Annotated in this window: 14 protein-coding genes; 7 read left to right on the forward strand and 7 right to left on the reverse strand. The window is 66.8% G+C overall.

Going from position 1 to position 14,841, the window contains the following annotated elements; translation table 11 throughout:
* Positions 1-5 precede the first annotated feature (5 nt).
* On the forward strand, positions 6-359 hold the full coding sequence (locus tag HP445_RS04585; protein ID WP_128780699.1) for a hypothetical protein: 354 nt from the start codon (positions 6-8) through the stop codon (positions 357-359).
* On the opposite strand, the gene HP445_RS04590 is transcribed toward HP445_RS04585, so the two are convergent.
* The 3 genes from HP445_RS04590 to HP445_RS04600 all read right to left on the reverse strand — a co-directional run bounded on the left by HP445_RS04590 (position 356) and on the right by HP445_RS04600 (position 3,231).
* Complete coding sequence (locus tag HP445_RS04590) at positions 356-928, reverse strand: hypothetical protein (protein WP_128780700.1); 573 nt, start codon at positions 926-928, stop codon at positions 356-358. The genes HP445_RS04585 and HP445_RS04590 overlap by 4 nt on opposite strands.
* A 56-nt stretch (positions 929-984) precedes the next feature.
* Positions 985-1,803, reverse strand: a complete 819-nt coding sequence (locus HP445_RS04595; protein WP_128780701.1) for an aldo/keto reductase — start codon at positions 1,801-1,803, stop codon at positions 985-987.
* Positions 1,804-2,025: 222 nt separating this feature from the next.
* Positions 2,026-3,231 (reverse strand): MFS transporter, encoded by a 1,206-nt coding sequence (locus tag HP445_RS04600; protein WP_071405882.1) that lies wholly within the window; start codon positions 3,229-3,231, stop codon positions 2,026-2,028.
* A gap of 365 nt (positions 3,232-3,596) precedes the next feature.
* Between HP445_RS04600 and nrdH the strand changes: the two genes are divergently transcribed.
* The 5 genes from nrdH to HP445_RS04625 all read left to right on the forward strand — a co-directional run bounded on the left by nrdH (position 3,597) and on the right by HP445_RS04625 (position 8,131).
* Complete coding sequence (nrdH, locus tag HP445_RS04605; RefSeq protein WP_017886897.1) at positions 3,597-3,830, forward strand: glutaredoxin-like protein NrdH; 234 nt, start codon at positions 3,597-3,599, stop codon at positions 3,828-3,830.
* Between the two features lie 90 nt (positions 3,831-3,920).
* Positions 3,921-4,337 carry a class Ib ribonucleoside-diphosphate reductase assembly flavoprotein NrdI gene (gene nrdI, locus HP445_RS04610; protein WP_027465945.1) on the forward strand — a complete coding sequence of 139 codons (417 nt, stop codon included), beginning with the start codon at positions 3,921-3,923 and terminating at the stop codon, positions 4,335-4,337.
* A gap of 17 nt (positions 4,338-4,354) precedes the next feature.
* A complete protein-coding gene (gene nrdE / locus HP445_RS04615) occupies positions 4,355-6,460 on the forward strand; it encodes a class 1b ribonucleoside-diphosphate reductase subunit alpha (RefSeq protein WP_110864196.1) in 2,106 nt (701 codons plus the stop codon).
* Positions 6,461-6,550: 90 nt separating this feature from the next.
* A complete protein-coding gene (nrdF, locus tag HP445_RS04620; protein WP_017886894.1) occupies positions 6,551-7,525 on the forward strand; it encodes a class 1b ribonucleoside-diphosphate reductase subunit beta in 975 nt (324 codons plus the stop codon).
* 144 nt (positions 7,526-7,669) lie between these two features.
* Positions 7,670-8,131 (forward strand): hypothetical protein, encoded by a 462-nt coding sequence (locus tag HP445_RS04625; RefSeq protein ID WP_128780702.1) that lies wholly within the window; start codon positions 7,670-7,672, stop codon positions 8,129-8,131.
* A gap of 165 nt (positions 8,132-8,296) precedes the next feature.
* Here the strand turns inward: HP445_RS04625 and HP445_RS18860 are convergent, their stop codons facing one another.
* The 4 genes from HP445_RS18860 to HP445_RS04645 form a co-directional block, all read right to left on the reverse strand.
* Entirely contained in the window at positions 8,297-9,169 is an 873-nt protein-coding gene (locus HP445_RS18860; RefSeq protein ID WP_164941187.1) for a carboxypeptidase-like regulatory domain-containing protein, read from the reverse strand.
* A 224-nt stretch (positions 9,170-9,393) separates the two neighbouring features.
* Positions 9,394-10,629, reverse strand: a complete 1,236-nt coding sequence (locus HP445_RS04635; RefSeq protein ID WP_128780704.1) for an acyl-CoA dehydrogenase family protein — start codon at positions 10,627-10,629, stop codon at positions 9,394-9,396.
* Positions 10,630-11,045: 416 nt separating this feature from the next.
* The gene (locus tag HP445_RS04640; protein WP_128780705.1) at positions 11,046-11,471 is read right to left on the reverse strand and encodes a hypothetical protein; all 426 of its coding nucleotides are present in this window, start codon (positions 11,469-11,471) and stop codon (positions 11,046-11,048) included.
* A 124-nt stretch (positions 11,472-11,595) separates the two neighbouring features.
* On the reverse strand, positions 11,596-12,582 hold the full coding sequence (locus HP445_RS04645; RefSeq protein WP_128780706.1) for a CPBP family intramembrane glutamic endopeptidase: 987 nt from the start codon (positions 12,580-12,582) through the stop codon (positions 11,596-11,598).
* A gap of 337 nt (positions 12,583-12,919) precedes the next feature.
* Here HP445_RS04645 and HP445_RS04650 point away from each other — a divergent pair, with 337 nt between their 5' ends.
* Positions 12,920-14,806 (forward strand): alpha/beta hydrolase, encoded by a 1,887-nt coding sequence (locus tag HP445_RS04650; RefSeq protein ID WP_128780707.1) that lies wholly within the window; start codon positions 12,920-12,922, stop codon positions 14,804-14,806.
* Positions 14,807-14,841: the final 35 nt, after the last annotated feature.

Consider the following 14,841-nt stretch of genomic DNA (forward strand, 5'->3'; position numbering starts at 1 on the left):
ACCCCATGAGCGACAGCATCCCGAATGCCCCCGGCCCCGAACCGTCCGACGACCGCGCACGCAACGACGCGCTCCGCGACGCCGCGCACAGCGACGCCGCGCACAGCGACGACGTCGACGGGGTCAGCGGACGCGAGCAGCGAGCAGCGGACACGTCGTACAGCCCGTCGAGCGAGCGCGAGATGGACGCGTCCCAGACGAAGCAACGCGACGACGCCGACCTGCGTGCGGACGGTATCGACCCGTCCAAGGTCATCGCGGCCCCCGGGACGGGCGGCGCGGACGACGCCGGCGATGTCGAGCCCGAACCGGGTGACCTGCACCTGCCGTGGCAGTCCGAGGAGGACCGCCGGGGCTAGCTCGACGTCCGGTCGAGTTCGCGCACGAGAGCCTCGCCATCGGTGACGTCCCAGAACGCCATCGGCTGTGGCCCGAAGAAGCCGTCGAGACCGGTGTTCGCGTAGACCTTCGCGTTCGTTCCCCACCCGAAGAGCATCGATCCCGGTCCGCCTCCCGTCGCGTCCCACTCGACGTTGCAGCGCCGTCGGTCGCCGGTCCAGCTCACAGTGCGATCGGTGCGGCCGATCGGGACCTCCCGCGTGCCGCGAGGGGTGATCACGAGGGCCCGGCGATCGGTCACGGCGTAGACGGTCGTCCGCTTGCGGTACCGCTTCACGAGGAACCGTCCGACGAGCAGGTGCAGGCCCATCAGTGTGAGCAGCGACCCGACGACCAAGAAGAAGGGCGGTGCTCCGCTGGTCACGGCCGAGACGGTCCAGAACGCCACGAATCCGCACCAGAGCAGCGAGAACGGGATGAGGAAGCCGTCGCGGCCCGAGAGGAGCCTGGCCGGATCGCTCGTGCCGGCCCAGTACAGGTGCTCATCGGGGCGCAGGTGTTCACGGGCGGTCTGTTGAGGATCGATCACCCCTCGACAGTACGGCCCATCACTCGCTGTGGCTGAACAGTGCGTACCCCGCCCGGCTACGACACCGAGTCCGGGTGGGAGCCCGTCCGCTGCCCGGACTCGAGCGTCGCGATCGCTGCGAGCTCGTCGTCGGTCAGCACGAAGCCGTCGACGTCGAGGTTCGAGCGGATCCGGGACGGCGTGACCGACTTCGGCAGCACGACCACGCCCTGCTGCACGTTCCACCGCACGAGTACCTGCGCCACGCTCACGCCGTGCGCATCCGCGATGCCGGTCAGCACCGGCTCGTCGATCAGGCGCCCACGACCGAGCGGCGACCACGCCCCGGTCACGATGTCGTGCTGCTCGTGGAACGCGATGAGTTCGCGCTGCGGCAGCCACGGGTGCCGTTCGACCTGGTTCAGTGACGGCACCTCGCCGGTCTCGTCGATGAGCCGCTGCAGGTGCGGCACCTGGAAGTTCGAGACACCGATGCTCCGTGCCCGCCCTGACTCACGCAGTTCCACCAGAGCGCGCCAGGTCTCGACGTAGCGGTCGTTCGCGGCGGCCGGCCAGTGGATCAGGTAGAGGTCGACGGCGTCGAGCCCCAGCCGCTCGAGGCTGCCGTCGAATGCCCGCAGGGTCGCGTCGCGCCCCTGGTGGTCGTTCCACACCTTGGTCGTCACGAAGACGTCGTCACGGTCCAGCCCGGAGGCCCGGATCGCCTTGCCGACGCCGGTCTCGTTGCCGTACATCTCGGCGGTGTCGACGTGCCGGTAGCCGACGTCCAGCGCGAGGCCGACCGCCGTCTCCGCTTCGGCATCGTCGACCTTGTAGACGCCGAAGCCGATCGCGGGGATCGAGCGGCCGTCGCGCAGGGGAACTGAGGTGACCATGCACCCATCCTGCCGGTGCCTGGCGGGCGTGCGCCGGGCCTCCAGGCCATCTGTGGAGAACGCGACCCGTACGCCGGACGCACGTTCCTTCCCATAGCGGCCGCGATGGCGAGTGGAATCGGGCGTACCTGGTCAGAACTTCCGACCAGGTACGCCCGATTCGACCAGGTACGCCCGAAACCGCCCGCCGCCGCGCGCCCACCGACACCCGCCGCCGCCCGCTCACGTCGGCAGGTGCACCGGCTCGGTGTCGGGGAGGGGGCTGGCGTCACGGCCGCGCAGGTCGGGCAGCCAGCTGCGCATCGCCAGGGGGAGCAGCACGCCCAGGCCGGCCATCACGGCGCCGACGGTGAAGCCGCCGACGGGGCCGCTGCCGTCGATCAGGAAGCCGGCGATCGCCGAACCGCCGGCGGCACCGATCAGCTGGCCGGTGCCCATCCAGCCGTAGGCCTCGGCGGTGTCGGAGAACTTGACGGTGGCGGAGACCGAACCGAACATCACCGCGAGGGCCGGCGCGATGCCCACACCCGCGATGACCAGGGCCAGGCAGAGCCACCAGAAGCCCGTGCCGCCGAGGGCCAGGGTGAGGCCGACGAAGACGACGGCCATGCGCGTCCACAGGGTGTTGCGGGAGATCGGGCGGTGGCCGAACGCCAGGCCGCCGGCGAGCGAACCGACCGCGAACACCGCGAGGACGATGCCGGCGTTCGGGCTGCCCTCGCCGAAGACGCTGGTGACGCTCGCCTCGACCGCGGCGCATGCCCCGATCAGGAGCAGACCGGTCAGGGTGGCGACGACGACGGCGGGGCGCTTCAGCACGACACCGAAGGCGCGCTTGGAACGGGGGATGCGGACGCGGCCGAGCTCGGGGGAGGCGATGAACCACGCGCCGCCGACGACCAGGAAGACCATCGCGACGACGATCGCCTCGACCGTGCCGACCTGGGTGGCGACGAAGGTGGTGATGACCGGGCCGGCGACCCAGATGAGCTCCTGCGCGCTGGCGTCGAGGGAGAAGAGGGGTGTGAGCTGCGCCGACGTCACCATCTTCGGGTAGATGGTGCGCACCGCCGGCTGCACGGGCGGGACCGCCAGGCCGCCGAGGAACCCGACCACCACGTAGCCCCAGAGCGGCATGACCACGAACGCGATGACCACCATGCTGATCAGCGCGACGATGCTCGTCAGGATGAGGACGGGGCGCATGCCCCAGCTGCCCATCCACCGGCTCGTCAGGGGTCCGGCCAACGCCTGCCCGATGCTCGTCGTCGCGAGCACCAGACCGGCGGCGCCGTAGGAGTCGAACACGTGCTCGACGTGCAGCAGGTAGGCCAGCGACAGCATGCCGAACGGGAACCGTGCGGTGAGCTGTGCGGCGATGACACGACCCACGCCAGGGGTCTTCAGGAGGGGCCCGTACGTACTCACGAGACGAGTGTACGGACCGGCCGGACGGGGGTGTCCCCCGTCCTGGGGAGGTGGCCGTCGTGTCGGAGCACGCCGCTCGAAGACACGCCGACGGCTCTCCCAATTTCATCGTTCTGCACACACGTGCACAACCACGCGCCTCGCCTGTGGGGAGTGTCGGTGGCGGGTGACAGAGTGGCGGAAAACCGGGCCTCGGGAATCCACGGACTGTGGATGGTGTTGTGGAGAACTACAGGCGTGTAACACTTCCTCTTGTGGTCGCTTGACTCCGCGAGCACAAGATGTAGTGGCGATGTAGTAACGTCATCCGCAGCACAGCACACGAACTTCGGACCTGGAATCAGGCCCAGAAACCAGGGGAGAACATGGCCGTCACCGTCTACACCAAGCCGTCCTGCGTCCAGTGCACCGCGACGTACCGGGCCCTCGACAACAAGGGCATCGAGTACGAAGTGCACGACGTCTCCACCGACGAGGCAGCCCTCGAGCACGTCAAGAGCCTGGGCTACATGCAGGCCCCCGTCGTCGTCACGGACGATGACCACTGGTCGGGCTTCCGCCCCGACAAGATCGCGACGCTCAGCGCCGAACTGGCGTGACTTTCTAGGTGTGTTCCCCGGCCCCTTCGGGGCCGGGGAACACACCTACTGCACGATCTGCTGTCCGCACCTTCTCCAGAGGAGCGCACCATGAGCCGATTGGTCTACTTCTCGAGCGTGTCCGGGTACACCGCGCGCTTCGTCGAGAAGCTCGGCCGCGACGCGGACCGGATCCCGCTCTACCCGAGCGAACCGTTCCTGCACGTCGACGAGCCCTACGTCCTGGTCCTGCCCACCTACGGTGGCGGCAACGGCGAGGGTGCAGTCCCCAAGCAGGTCATCAAGTTCCTCAACGACGCCCACAACCGCTCGCTGATCCGCGGCGTGGTGGTGGGCGGCAACACGAACTTCGGCGAGGCGTACGGCCTCGCAGGGGACGTCATCGCGCAGAAGTGCAACGTCCCCCTTCTCTACAGATTCGAACTCTTCGGGACCCCTGACGACGTGTCGGCGGTCAACTCAGGATTGGATGCATTTTGGACGCAGCAGTTGCAGACGTCGATCTGACGTCGCCGCAGACGGGGATGGACTACCACTCCCTCAACGCGATGCTCAACCTCTACGACGCGGACGGGAACATCCAGTTCGACAAGGATCGTGAGGCCGCCAAGCAGTTCTTCCTGCAGCACGTCAACCAGAACACCGTCTTCTTCCACAACCTGAAGGAGCGGCTCGACTACCTGGTCGAGAACGAGTACTACGAAAAAGCCACGATCGACATGTACTCGCTGGACTTCATCCAGCGACTCAACGACCTGGCGTACTCGAAGAAGTTCCGGTTCCAGACGTTCCTCGGCGCGTTCAAGTACTACACGAGCTACACGCTCAAGACGTTCGACGGCAAGCGGTACCTGGAGCGCTTCGAGGACCGCGTCGTCATGACCGCCCTCGGCCTGGCCCAGGGCAACGAGCAGCTCGCCATCGACCTGGTCGAAGAGATCGTCGCTGGCCGCTTCCAGCCCGCGACCCCCACGTTCCTCAACACGGCGAAGGCACAGCGCGGCGAGCTCGTCTCCTGCTTCCTGCTCCGCATCGAGGACAACATGGAGTCGATCTCGCGCGGCATCAACTCGTCGCTGCAGCTCTCGAAGCGCGGCGGCGGCGTGGCCCTGCTCCTCTCCAACATCCGCGAGGCCGGCGCCCCGATCAAGCAGATCGAGAACCAGTCCTCGGGCATCATCCCCGTGATGAAGCTGCTGGAAGACTCCTTCTCCTACGCGAACCAGCTCGGTGCGCGTCAGGGTGCCGGCGCGGTCTACCTCAGCGCCCACCACCCGGACATCATGAAGTTCCTCGACACCAAGCGCGAGAACGCCGACGAGAAGATCCGCATCAAGACGCTGTCGCTCGGCGTCGTCGTGCCGGACATCACGTTCGAGCTCGCGAAGAACAACGAGGACATGTACCTGTTCTCGCCGTACGACGTCGAGAAGGTCTACGGCGTCCCCTTCGGCGACGTCCCGATCTCCGAGAACTACCGCGCGATGGTCGACGACTCGCGCATCAAGAAGACGAAGATCAAGGCGCGTGACTTCTTCACGACCATTGCCGAGATCCAGTTCGAGTCGGGCTACCCGTACATCGTGTTCGAGGACACGGTGAACAAGGCCAACCCGATCAAGGGTCGGATCAACATGTCCAACCTGTGCTCGGAGATCCTGCAGGTCAACACCCCGACGACCTTCAACGAGGACCTGTCCTACAAGGAGATCGGCAAGGACATCTCCTGCAACCTCGGCTCCCTGAACATCGCGCTGACGATGGACTCGCCCGACTTCGGCAAGACCATCGAGACCGCCATCCGCGGCCTGACCTCGGTCTCGCAGATGTCGCACATCACCTCGGTGCGTTCCGTCGAGGACGGCAACGACAAGTCGCACGCCATCGGCCTCGGCCAGATGAACCTGCACGGCTACCTCGCTCGTGAGCGCGTCTACTACGGCTCCGAAGAGGGCATCGACTTCACGAACATCTACTTCTACACGGTGCTGTTCCACGCCCTTCGTGCGTCGAACAAGATCGCGATCGAGACTGGCGAGACCTTCGACGGCTTCCGCGACTCGAAGTACGCGTCGGGTGAGTTCTTCGACAAGTACACCGACCAGACGTGGACGCCCGCGACTGCTCGTGTTGCTTCGCTGTTCGACAACGCGAACATCACGATCCCGACGCAGGACGACTGGAAGGCGCTGAAGGCGTCCGTCCAGGAGCACGGCATCTACAACCAGAACCTGCAGGCCGTCCCGCCGACCGGTTCGATCTCGTACATCAACCACTCGACGTCGTCGATCCACCCAATCGCGTCGAAGATCGAGATCCGCAAGGAAGGCAAGCTCGGCCGCGTCTACTACCCGGCGCCGTTCATGACGAACGACAACCTGGACTACTACCAGGACGCGTACGAGATCGGTGCCGAGAAGATCATCGACACGTACGCCGCGGCGACGCAGCACGTGGACCAGGGCCTGTCCCTGACGCTGTTCTTCAAGGACACCGCCACCACGCGTGACATCAACAAGGCGCAGATCTACGCATGGCGCAAGGGCATCAAGACGATCTATTACATCCGTCTCCGCCAGCTCGCGCTGGAGGGCACGGAGGTCGAGGGCTGCGTCAGCTGCATGCTGTAGAGCTGCCGCTCTGCTCCCTGGAGGCGCGGTGCCAACCCGCACCGCGCCTCCAGTCCGTCACTTAGTCACCATCTCTGTAAGGAACACACGTTGGTCGAGAAGCTGAAGCTCATTGATCGGGTCCAGGCCATCAACTGGAACCGCATCCAGGACGACAAGGACGTCGAGGTCTGGAACCGTCTCGTCAACAACTTCTGGCTGCCCGAGAAGGTGCCGCTGTCGAACGACGTGCAGTCGTGGAACACGCTGACGCCGGCCGAGCAGACCCTGACCATGCGTGTGTTCACCGGTCTGACGCTGCTCGACACCATCCAGGGCACCGTCGGCGCCGTGTCGCTCATCCCCGACGCGATCACCCCGCACGAGGAAGCCGTCTACACGAACATCGCGTTCATGGAGTCGGTGCACGCCAAGTCCTACTCGTCGATCTTCTCGACCCTCGCGTCGACGCGTGAGATCGACGAGGCCTTCCGCTGGTCCGAGGAGAACCCGAACCTGCAGAAGAAGGCGTCCATCGTGATGGACTACTACCAGGGCGACAACCCGCTGAAGCGCAAGGTCGCCTCGACGCTGCTCGAGTCGTTCCTGTTCTACTCGGGCTTCTACCTGCCGATGCACTGGTCGTCGCGCGCGAAACTCACGAACACCGCCGACCTGATCCGCCTGATCATCCGTGACGAAGCCGTCCACGGGTACTACATCGGGTACAAGTACCAGAAGGGCCTCGAGACCCTCACGCAGGCCGAGCGCGACGAGCTCAAGGACTACACGTTCTCGCTGCTGTTCGAGATGTACGAGAACGAGGTGCAGTACACGCAGGACCTCTACGACGAGGTCGGTCTGACCGAGGACGTCAAGAAGTTCCTGCACTACAACGCCAACAAGGCGCTGATGAACCTGGGCTACGAGCCGATGTTCCCGAAGAACATCACGGACGTGAACCCGGCCATCCTCTCCGCCCTGTCGCCGAACGCGGACGAGAACCACGACTTCTTCTCGGGGTCCGGCTCGTCGTACGTCATCGGCAAGGCTGTGAACACTGAGGACGAGGACTGGGACTTCTGATCCTGGTCTGACTCATGGGGACGCCCCGCTGGCTTCGGCCGGCGGGGCGTTCTCAGTTGACGGGCACCGTCGCCGGTGCGGCCGGCTTGCGGTTGGGAACGCATCAAGATCACCTTGGTCAACTACCAACGAGTGAAGTGACACATGATCATCGAAGAATCGAACAGCCACATCAGCAGCATCCTGCGGGACACCTTCCGGCCGATGCCTGACCAGGTTCGCCGCATGCTGGGCCTCCTTGACAACGACGAGCACTTCGCGTGGAGGCTCTGGTGGTGTCCCGACGACGCCGACTGGATGTTCAACCCCGACAAGACTGAGGAGCAGTACGGCAACTCCTACCTGCAGGCCGGTGGCACCGCCGAGAAGATGAGCGTGGAGCTGCGCCGTCGCGAGGACGACGGGGAGTACCGCTTCTACGTCGTCGGCCGTGACCACGACCTCACCGAACCGCTCACCGAGACCATCGACGTGCAGGCTGCGCACGAGCCTCGGCATCCTGCCGAGCTGTTCACGGCTGACCAGGCTGCGCCGGTGTTCATGCACTACGTCGAACACCAGACGGTGCCCGACGGCTCCACGCTCCGTCTCATCGACGACATGTAGAAGGTGGCGACGCCACCGTCGCGTGTCCGCGACCGTGTGCGGGACAGGAGGCGCGGTGCCAGCTGGCACCGCGCCTCCTGTCCGTTGCTGCTCACGCGACCTCGTGCAGTCACGCAGCCAACCGCGTCCGGCCAGTCCTGGGCTGGGGATGGTGCTGGGTCCGGATCACCCGAGGGCGCCGCCCCAGAAGTCGTGACCGCCGAACACGACCTTCACCGGGACGGCCTGCGCTCGGTCGGCCACGTACCGGTACACGCCGCCCGGACGTCCGAGCCACAGCACCTGCGCCGTCGTTGCGGTCGTCGCCACGGTCCGGAGTTCCACCACGTACTGCCCGGAGGGGATCTGGAACTGCGCCGTCTGCTCGCTGTCGAGCAGCGTCGAGAACCGGGTCGAGAACGACGCACCGGTCGTCGCGTTCGTCACCGTGACGGTCGCGCCGCTCAGTTGCGCCGACGGGCTGCGGGACGCCGAGGCCGCGTAGACGATCAGGTCGTAGTCGCTGTGTGCGTAGTGCCGTGACAAGGTGACTCGGGACGCCGGGAGCGTTCCTCGCTGCTGGTACACCCGGGTCTTCCAGACGGCGGGCGACGCCGTTCCGCTGGCGTAGGCCTCGATGCGGTACTTCCCCGTGCTCAACCCGACGAACCGGTACTGGCCCGCGCTGTCCGAGGTCGTCCGGAACACCTGCGAGGTGTCCTCGTTCCAGGCGTACATCAGGCGACCGGCGGCGGGTCCAGTGGGGCCGACCACATCGCCCTGCACCGTGGCACCGATCACGAGCGGCACGGTGACCGCGACTGTCGAGCCGCCGCGGACGGCGATGCCCGAGCGGAGTCCGGGGGCGTAGGTCTCCGTTCCGTGCGGCGGGAGTTGCCGCGTCGTCACCGTGACGGTGTCCGGTGCGGGGATGCCGGTGAACGTCGCGGCGCCGTCATCGTCGGTCGTGGCGTTCCCGACGACGACGTCGGTGCCGATCGCTGCGAGTTCGACGTCCGCCAGCCGGATCGCGGTGCCGTCCGGCGTTGCGAGCTGCACGGTGATCGTTCCGGATCCGGCCGCAGTCGCTGGTGGCGCGAGGCCGATCAGCGCGCCTGCTGCCAGCGCAACGGCCAGTGTCATCCCCGTGATCAGTCGCATCGCGTTCCCCGGTCGTTGGCCAGCCGTGCGTTGCCAGGGACTGTACGCGCACGGCGGGCGGGCGGTGGGGCAGGCACATCGCAGCAGCGGTCACGCGGAAGCCGTCCCGGCTTCGACAAGCGTCACGAGGTGCGGGTCGCACCGATCGCCCAGACGCGGGGCGGTTCGGCACCGTTGACCGCGTGGTCACCGATGATCCGTGCCTTGAACACCCACGGGTTGTGGCTGCCGGCGGTGCGAGCGTTCCGCCAGTGCCGGTCGAGGTTCTTCGTCGTGCTCACCCCGGACGCCGCGAGCGCGTCGAACAGGTGCGAGGTCGCCGTCGTCGCCAGCGTGGTCAGCGCCACTTGCGCCTGCGCGGTCGCGAGTTCGGCGCGGTCGTTGCGGCGCTCGTCCTCGGCTGTGTCGAGCCCGGCTCCCTCGTACGCACCCTGCAGGGCCGCGGCGGCCCGGTCGACGATGGCGGTGGCGGCGAACCCGGCCGCCGACACCTCGCCGACGACCTGCAGGATCTGCGGGTCTGCCGCGAACGTGTCGGCGTTGCCGTGTGAGAAGACGCGGGTGCGGTTGCGGACCTCGCGCGCGATCTCCCGCTCGGCTGCGAGGACGGACCCGGCGAGGACGCTCAACAGCACGCCCTGGTAGAACGCCGTCTGGTACTTGAAACGCTCGTCGAAGGGGATCACCGCGTCGGCCTGCACGACGGCGTCGTCGAAGGTGCTGGTGCCGGAGCCGGTGGTGCGCTGCCCGAACCCGTCCCAGTCATCGGTGTGGGTGACCCCGGGCTGGTGCGCGTCGATGATCGCGATGACCCGCTCGCCGGTGTCCGTGCGTTCGGCGTAGGTGTCGATCCAGTCGGCGAAGATGCTGCCGGTCGAGTAGTACTTCTGCCCGGTGATCCGGAACGTCCCGTCCGGCTGCGGGGTCACCTTCGTGATCACGTCGCCGACCTGCACCGACCCGACTTCGGTCCACGAGTTACCGGCGATCTCACCGCGGCCGAAGCGGTCCAGCCACACCTCACGTTCCCCGGTCCGTGCGACCAGCCGGTCCTCCACGAGTGCGAAGTGGCCGCGGAGCGCCTGGGGGATGTTGCTGTCAGCGGCGGCGAGTTCGGTCAGCAGGCGGAACAGCTGGGGCAGGGTCGCCCCGGCTCCGCCGTGGGCGACGGGGACGCGGACGGCGCCGAATCCTGCGGCGGCGAGTTCGCGGATCTCCTCGAACGGGAGGCGGTGGTCGCGTTCGCGCTCAGAGGCGCCGGCAGCGATGCGATCGAAGATCGGACGGAAACGGGCGAGGAGCTCGTCGTCGGCGCCCTCGTCGATCGTGCTGTCGGCGGTCTGGTTGCTGATGGTCACGAGGACTCCTTCGTGCTCTGGGTTGCTACCTGTCGCGTGGTGTGGCGCCGTGTGGTGTCGATTCGTCCGGTGTGGGCGGACAGCCCGACCAGATGTGCGCCATCGCGAGACTGTGACATCGCCGAACGCCCGCGAGAAGGGTTGTGTCGATGTGTGTCGGAGGGTGACTTCCGATGACACGTGACCGCGCAGCCGCCCCGTGGGCGTTCGCAGCAGTGCCTTCGCGGTGCTGCGCGTGTGCGATGGCTGCGGAGCCGGTCGGACGAAGACGGGCATGCTCTTCCGAGAACCCCGCGTGTGCCAAGTTCACAAGAGCGTGCATCAATGACGGAGCACGCACCCGCCAGAGGACCGGCCGCTGCCTTGCTTGGTGTGGGCGAAAGCCGTGGTCTCGGCGCCGTTCACTCCGGTGAGGTTCAGGCCGGCGGTGTCGTCCCTGCGCCCTCGGTGTCGTCGGCACCCGCAAGACCTGTCCCGGCCTGGTCGAGGTTCTCGTGGGGGTCACCCATGTCCCCGGTCGCAGCGCCGGTGTGGGACAGCCCGAAGTGTCCGCGGACGGCGTTCGCCTCGGCGGGGGACAGGGTACGTCCGGCTCCGAGGGACGGCGCGTCCTTGATCGCGTCCTTCGTGTACCCGACGTGCACGTCCGTGCCGTCGAACGTGGCGTCGTCGGCGGGGACGAGCGCCTGGTGACGCCCGAGCAGTCCGGTTGCGACACAGACGTAGGCCGCACTGCCGTCCTCGTCGGAGGGGAACACCTGCACGACCTTGCCGACTGACACGCCGTTGCGATCCCGGACAGTCGCACTCTCGACCTGGTGGATGACGCCCTTGGTGATCATGACCGTAGTCAACGCCCTCGAGTCTGACGCTTCGCAGACGCCGTCCTCCAGGCCGGGGTGAGGACCTGTCCTTCGGGGGCCGCGGCCGCGGTGGTCCGGTCAGTTCCCTTGGGCGTTCGGCCGGCTACTGGGAAAGCTCGGTGTTGCGGACCTCGGGGCTGCCCAGTTGTGACCCGTGTCGCTGGCGAAGTCGAGTTGCCCGCAACACGCACGCCGCGATCAAGAGCGCCATGACGATCCATCCGGTGATGGCGAGCGGCCCGACAAGGCGTTCGTCGAAAGGCGGGAAGAGGACGGACTGGTACGAGGCGAAGCTGTTGAGTGCCGCATGGGCGAGCACGCAGGGCAGAAGCGATCCACTCGCAAGCCGGAGCCAGCCGATCAGCACGCCCGCGCCGACACAGCCGATCATCATCATGATGATCCCGAGGGGATTGCGTTCCTCGTAGTTCAGGCCGAGCAGGATCGCGGGAGCGTGCCAGAGACCCCAGATCGCGCCGCTCACGCACAGCGCCCATTCAGTGCCGAGCGGCAGCAGTTTCGGGAGGAGCCAGCCGCGCCAACCGACTTCTTCGCCGGTCGCAGCGATCGCGGTGATGGCAATCCCGATCGGGAGGTTCAGCAGTTGCAGCAGCGCCAGGAGCGCCATCGGCATCGGCGGTTGCTCGCCCGTGACTCGAACGATGAGTTCTTTCGCCATGGAGTGTTCGGGGTCGAGCTGCACCCACCCGAACAGCATCCCGAGGCCCCAGCTGCCGGAGATCAGCACAGCAGCTCCGGCGATGCCTGCGAGAGCGAAGCGCCAGCCTCGACGCGTGAAGAAGCCAGCCAGCCCGAGCGCAACCAGGATCGCTTTCCCGCGGCGACGTTCGAGCGTGACCGCGACCAGCAGCGCTGCGAGGCCCGGTGTGAACATCATCGCCACGGTCGCGATGTACGCACCAGGGTTCCCGACGGGGTCCGAGAGGTCCGCACTCGCCTGGATCGCTGGCCAGAGCAGTGCCCATGCCGCACCGTACGCCAGCAGGACGAACATGCCGACCGCACTCCAGCGGACACCCCGCGGGCTTCCCGACATGTTCTCCCCCGTTCGCTTGAGTGCGCCGCGCATCACGGCAATCGGCTCCCTTGCCTAGGCGGAGGAGCCTGAGCGCCCTCCGGATCAACTTACCGAAGCAACCACCTGGAAGGCAAAATATCAAGCTTCGGTCACCCCTGGGGGTGGTGCGAGACGCGGTGTCGTTATCCGTCCCCTGGCGTCAATGGTGGGGGTCGAGGTCCGCGCACGCGGAGGACGCAACCTGGCCGGGGGCTCTCCTGCACTCGGAAGAGAGCCGCCGGGGTGTGCAACGATGCCCTCGAAGTCCCACCGTTGTGTGAAATACGCCCTTCGGCGCTGCTTCGGGTAGAGTCAGCGTTCGGACCGGGGTGGGCCTGAGGGGGACGTCATGGGGAAGATCGAGTTCGACGCAGCGGCGGCAGACGCCGTCGTCAGAGCGGCCACGTCGGCGAAGGACGAACTCCGCGCTCAGTCGGGGGCTCGTCGGTCCGCCGTCGAGGAAGCAGCGGCTGACTTTTCCGGAGCCTACGCGGACCGGTTCACCGAGTCCGCCTCGACTGAGTCGACCGACCGGGGCAAGTTGGCGTCCGTCCTGGATGACCTCGTCAGTCAGGTGCGCGACGCCAAGTCCTCCGCGCAGGCTGAGGAGGAACGGCTGAACGCACTCGATGCTTGGAACGAAGCCGAACGCGAACGCCAGCACACCGCAGCGACCTCCCTGCTCGCCACCACCACTCTGCCCCCAGTCGCGATCCGTGCGCCGAAACCGTCGGATGTTGCGGTCCGACCACCGTCGATCCATGCGGCGTTCGCGCCTCGGGAACGCAGGCGGTCCGGAGGTGGCACGGGACACGGTCGAAGCTCGGCGGACCCGGCACGACTGCGCGACTTCAGTATCGTCAGCCGGGCGAACGACGCGGCTGCCGAGTCAAAGGCCGCAACGCTCGCCAGTGCATGGACTGCGTTCACCGCTTCGTGTTCCTGGGTGCCGATCGAGGGGTGCACCTTCGTGACTGGCTTCGATCGCTTCCTCGAGGAGAACAGAGCCGATGCCGCATGGATCGACCGCATCGCGGACGCGTTCGAGCAGGCCGGGAGCGGCGGATCGCTGGCGAACGCCAGGATCGACAAGGCGACCGACGACGAGCTCGTCCGCGATGTTCAGCGGCTGTTCGCCGACGACTTGACCCCGACCCAGGTCGCGGCGATGTGGGCGGATCTCGGTCTGACGAGGGCGGACGCTGCGGACCTCGCACTTCTCCCGACCTCGGTGCTGACCGCTCTGGGGAATCTCGAAGGGGCGCCGTACTGGGCGCGCGGAGCTGCGAACGTCGCTGTACTCGACCGCCGGATCGCCTCCGCGAAGAAGTTCCTGGACGACCTTGGCCGCCCGGACCGCATCTACAGCGCGGAAGCGCGCAAGAACGCCGAAGACCTTTCCGCACTCGAATCGATCAAGGCTTCACTCAACCCCAACGGCCGCAAGGGCCAGCGAAGCCTCACGGTACTCAGCGCAGACCATCCGCCCCTGGCTGCGGTGTCCATCGGAGATCTCGACGAAGCCACGAACGTGACCTGGGCGGTGCCGGGGATGGGATCGAGCACGGGCAGCATGACCGATTGGGCGGATGCCGCTCAGAACGTCTACAGCGAGCAGGCAAAGGCCGCTCCCGCAGGACGCGGCACCACGAATGCCGTCGTCGCGTGGATGGGGTACGAAGCACCGCCCGTCCCGCCGGCGAGCACTGCCGTGTTCGGCAGCGACTACGCGAAGGCCGGCGGCGAGAAGCTGGCCGCTTCGATCAAGGGCCTCGACGCGACGAGAGCCGGTACCATGCCGACGGTCAACGTCCTCGGACACTCCTACGGCACCACGACCGCGTCCTACGCGCTCACGACCGAGGGCGTGCACGTGGATTCGTTCACCACCATCGCTTCGGCTGGAATACCGGACAGCATCGGCGAAGCAGACGAAATCCACGCCGATGCGGTGTACGCCGGACAAGCAGAAGTGGTGAAGCCGATCATCGAACATTGGAGTGGCGACGAATGGGCGGCGGTCGGGCGTGACTTCAGCTCGGACCATCATCAGGATCCGACTGCTCCGGAGTTCGGCGCGACGAGCTTTGGCGCCGACGGGGCGCCCGGCCTCAAGCCCGTCCGCGACCACGGCGTGCACACCTGGTACGGCGGCGGTTACCTCGATGAAGACACGCAGTCGTTGCAGAACGTGGCGTATGCCACGACCGGCCAGCCCGAACGATTGACGAACTGATCATGCCGATTTCGCCGAAACAAAGTGATCTGGAA

Origin of the sequence: Curtobacterium flaccumfaciens, from assembly GCF_013359815.1 — a bacterium.
GTDB lineage: Bacteria > Actinomycetota > Actinomycetes > Actinomycetales > Microbacteriaceae > Curtobacterium > Curtobacterium flaccumfaciens.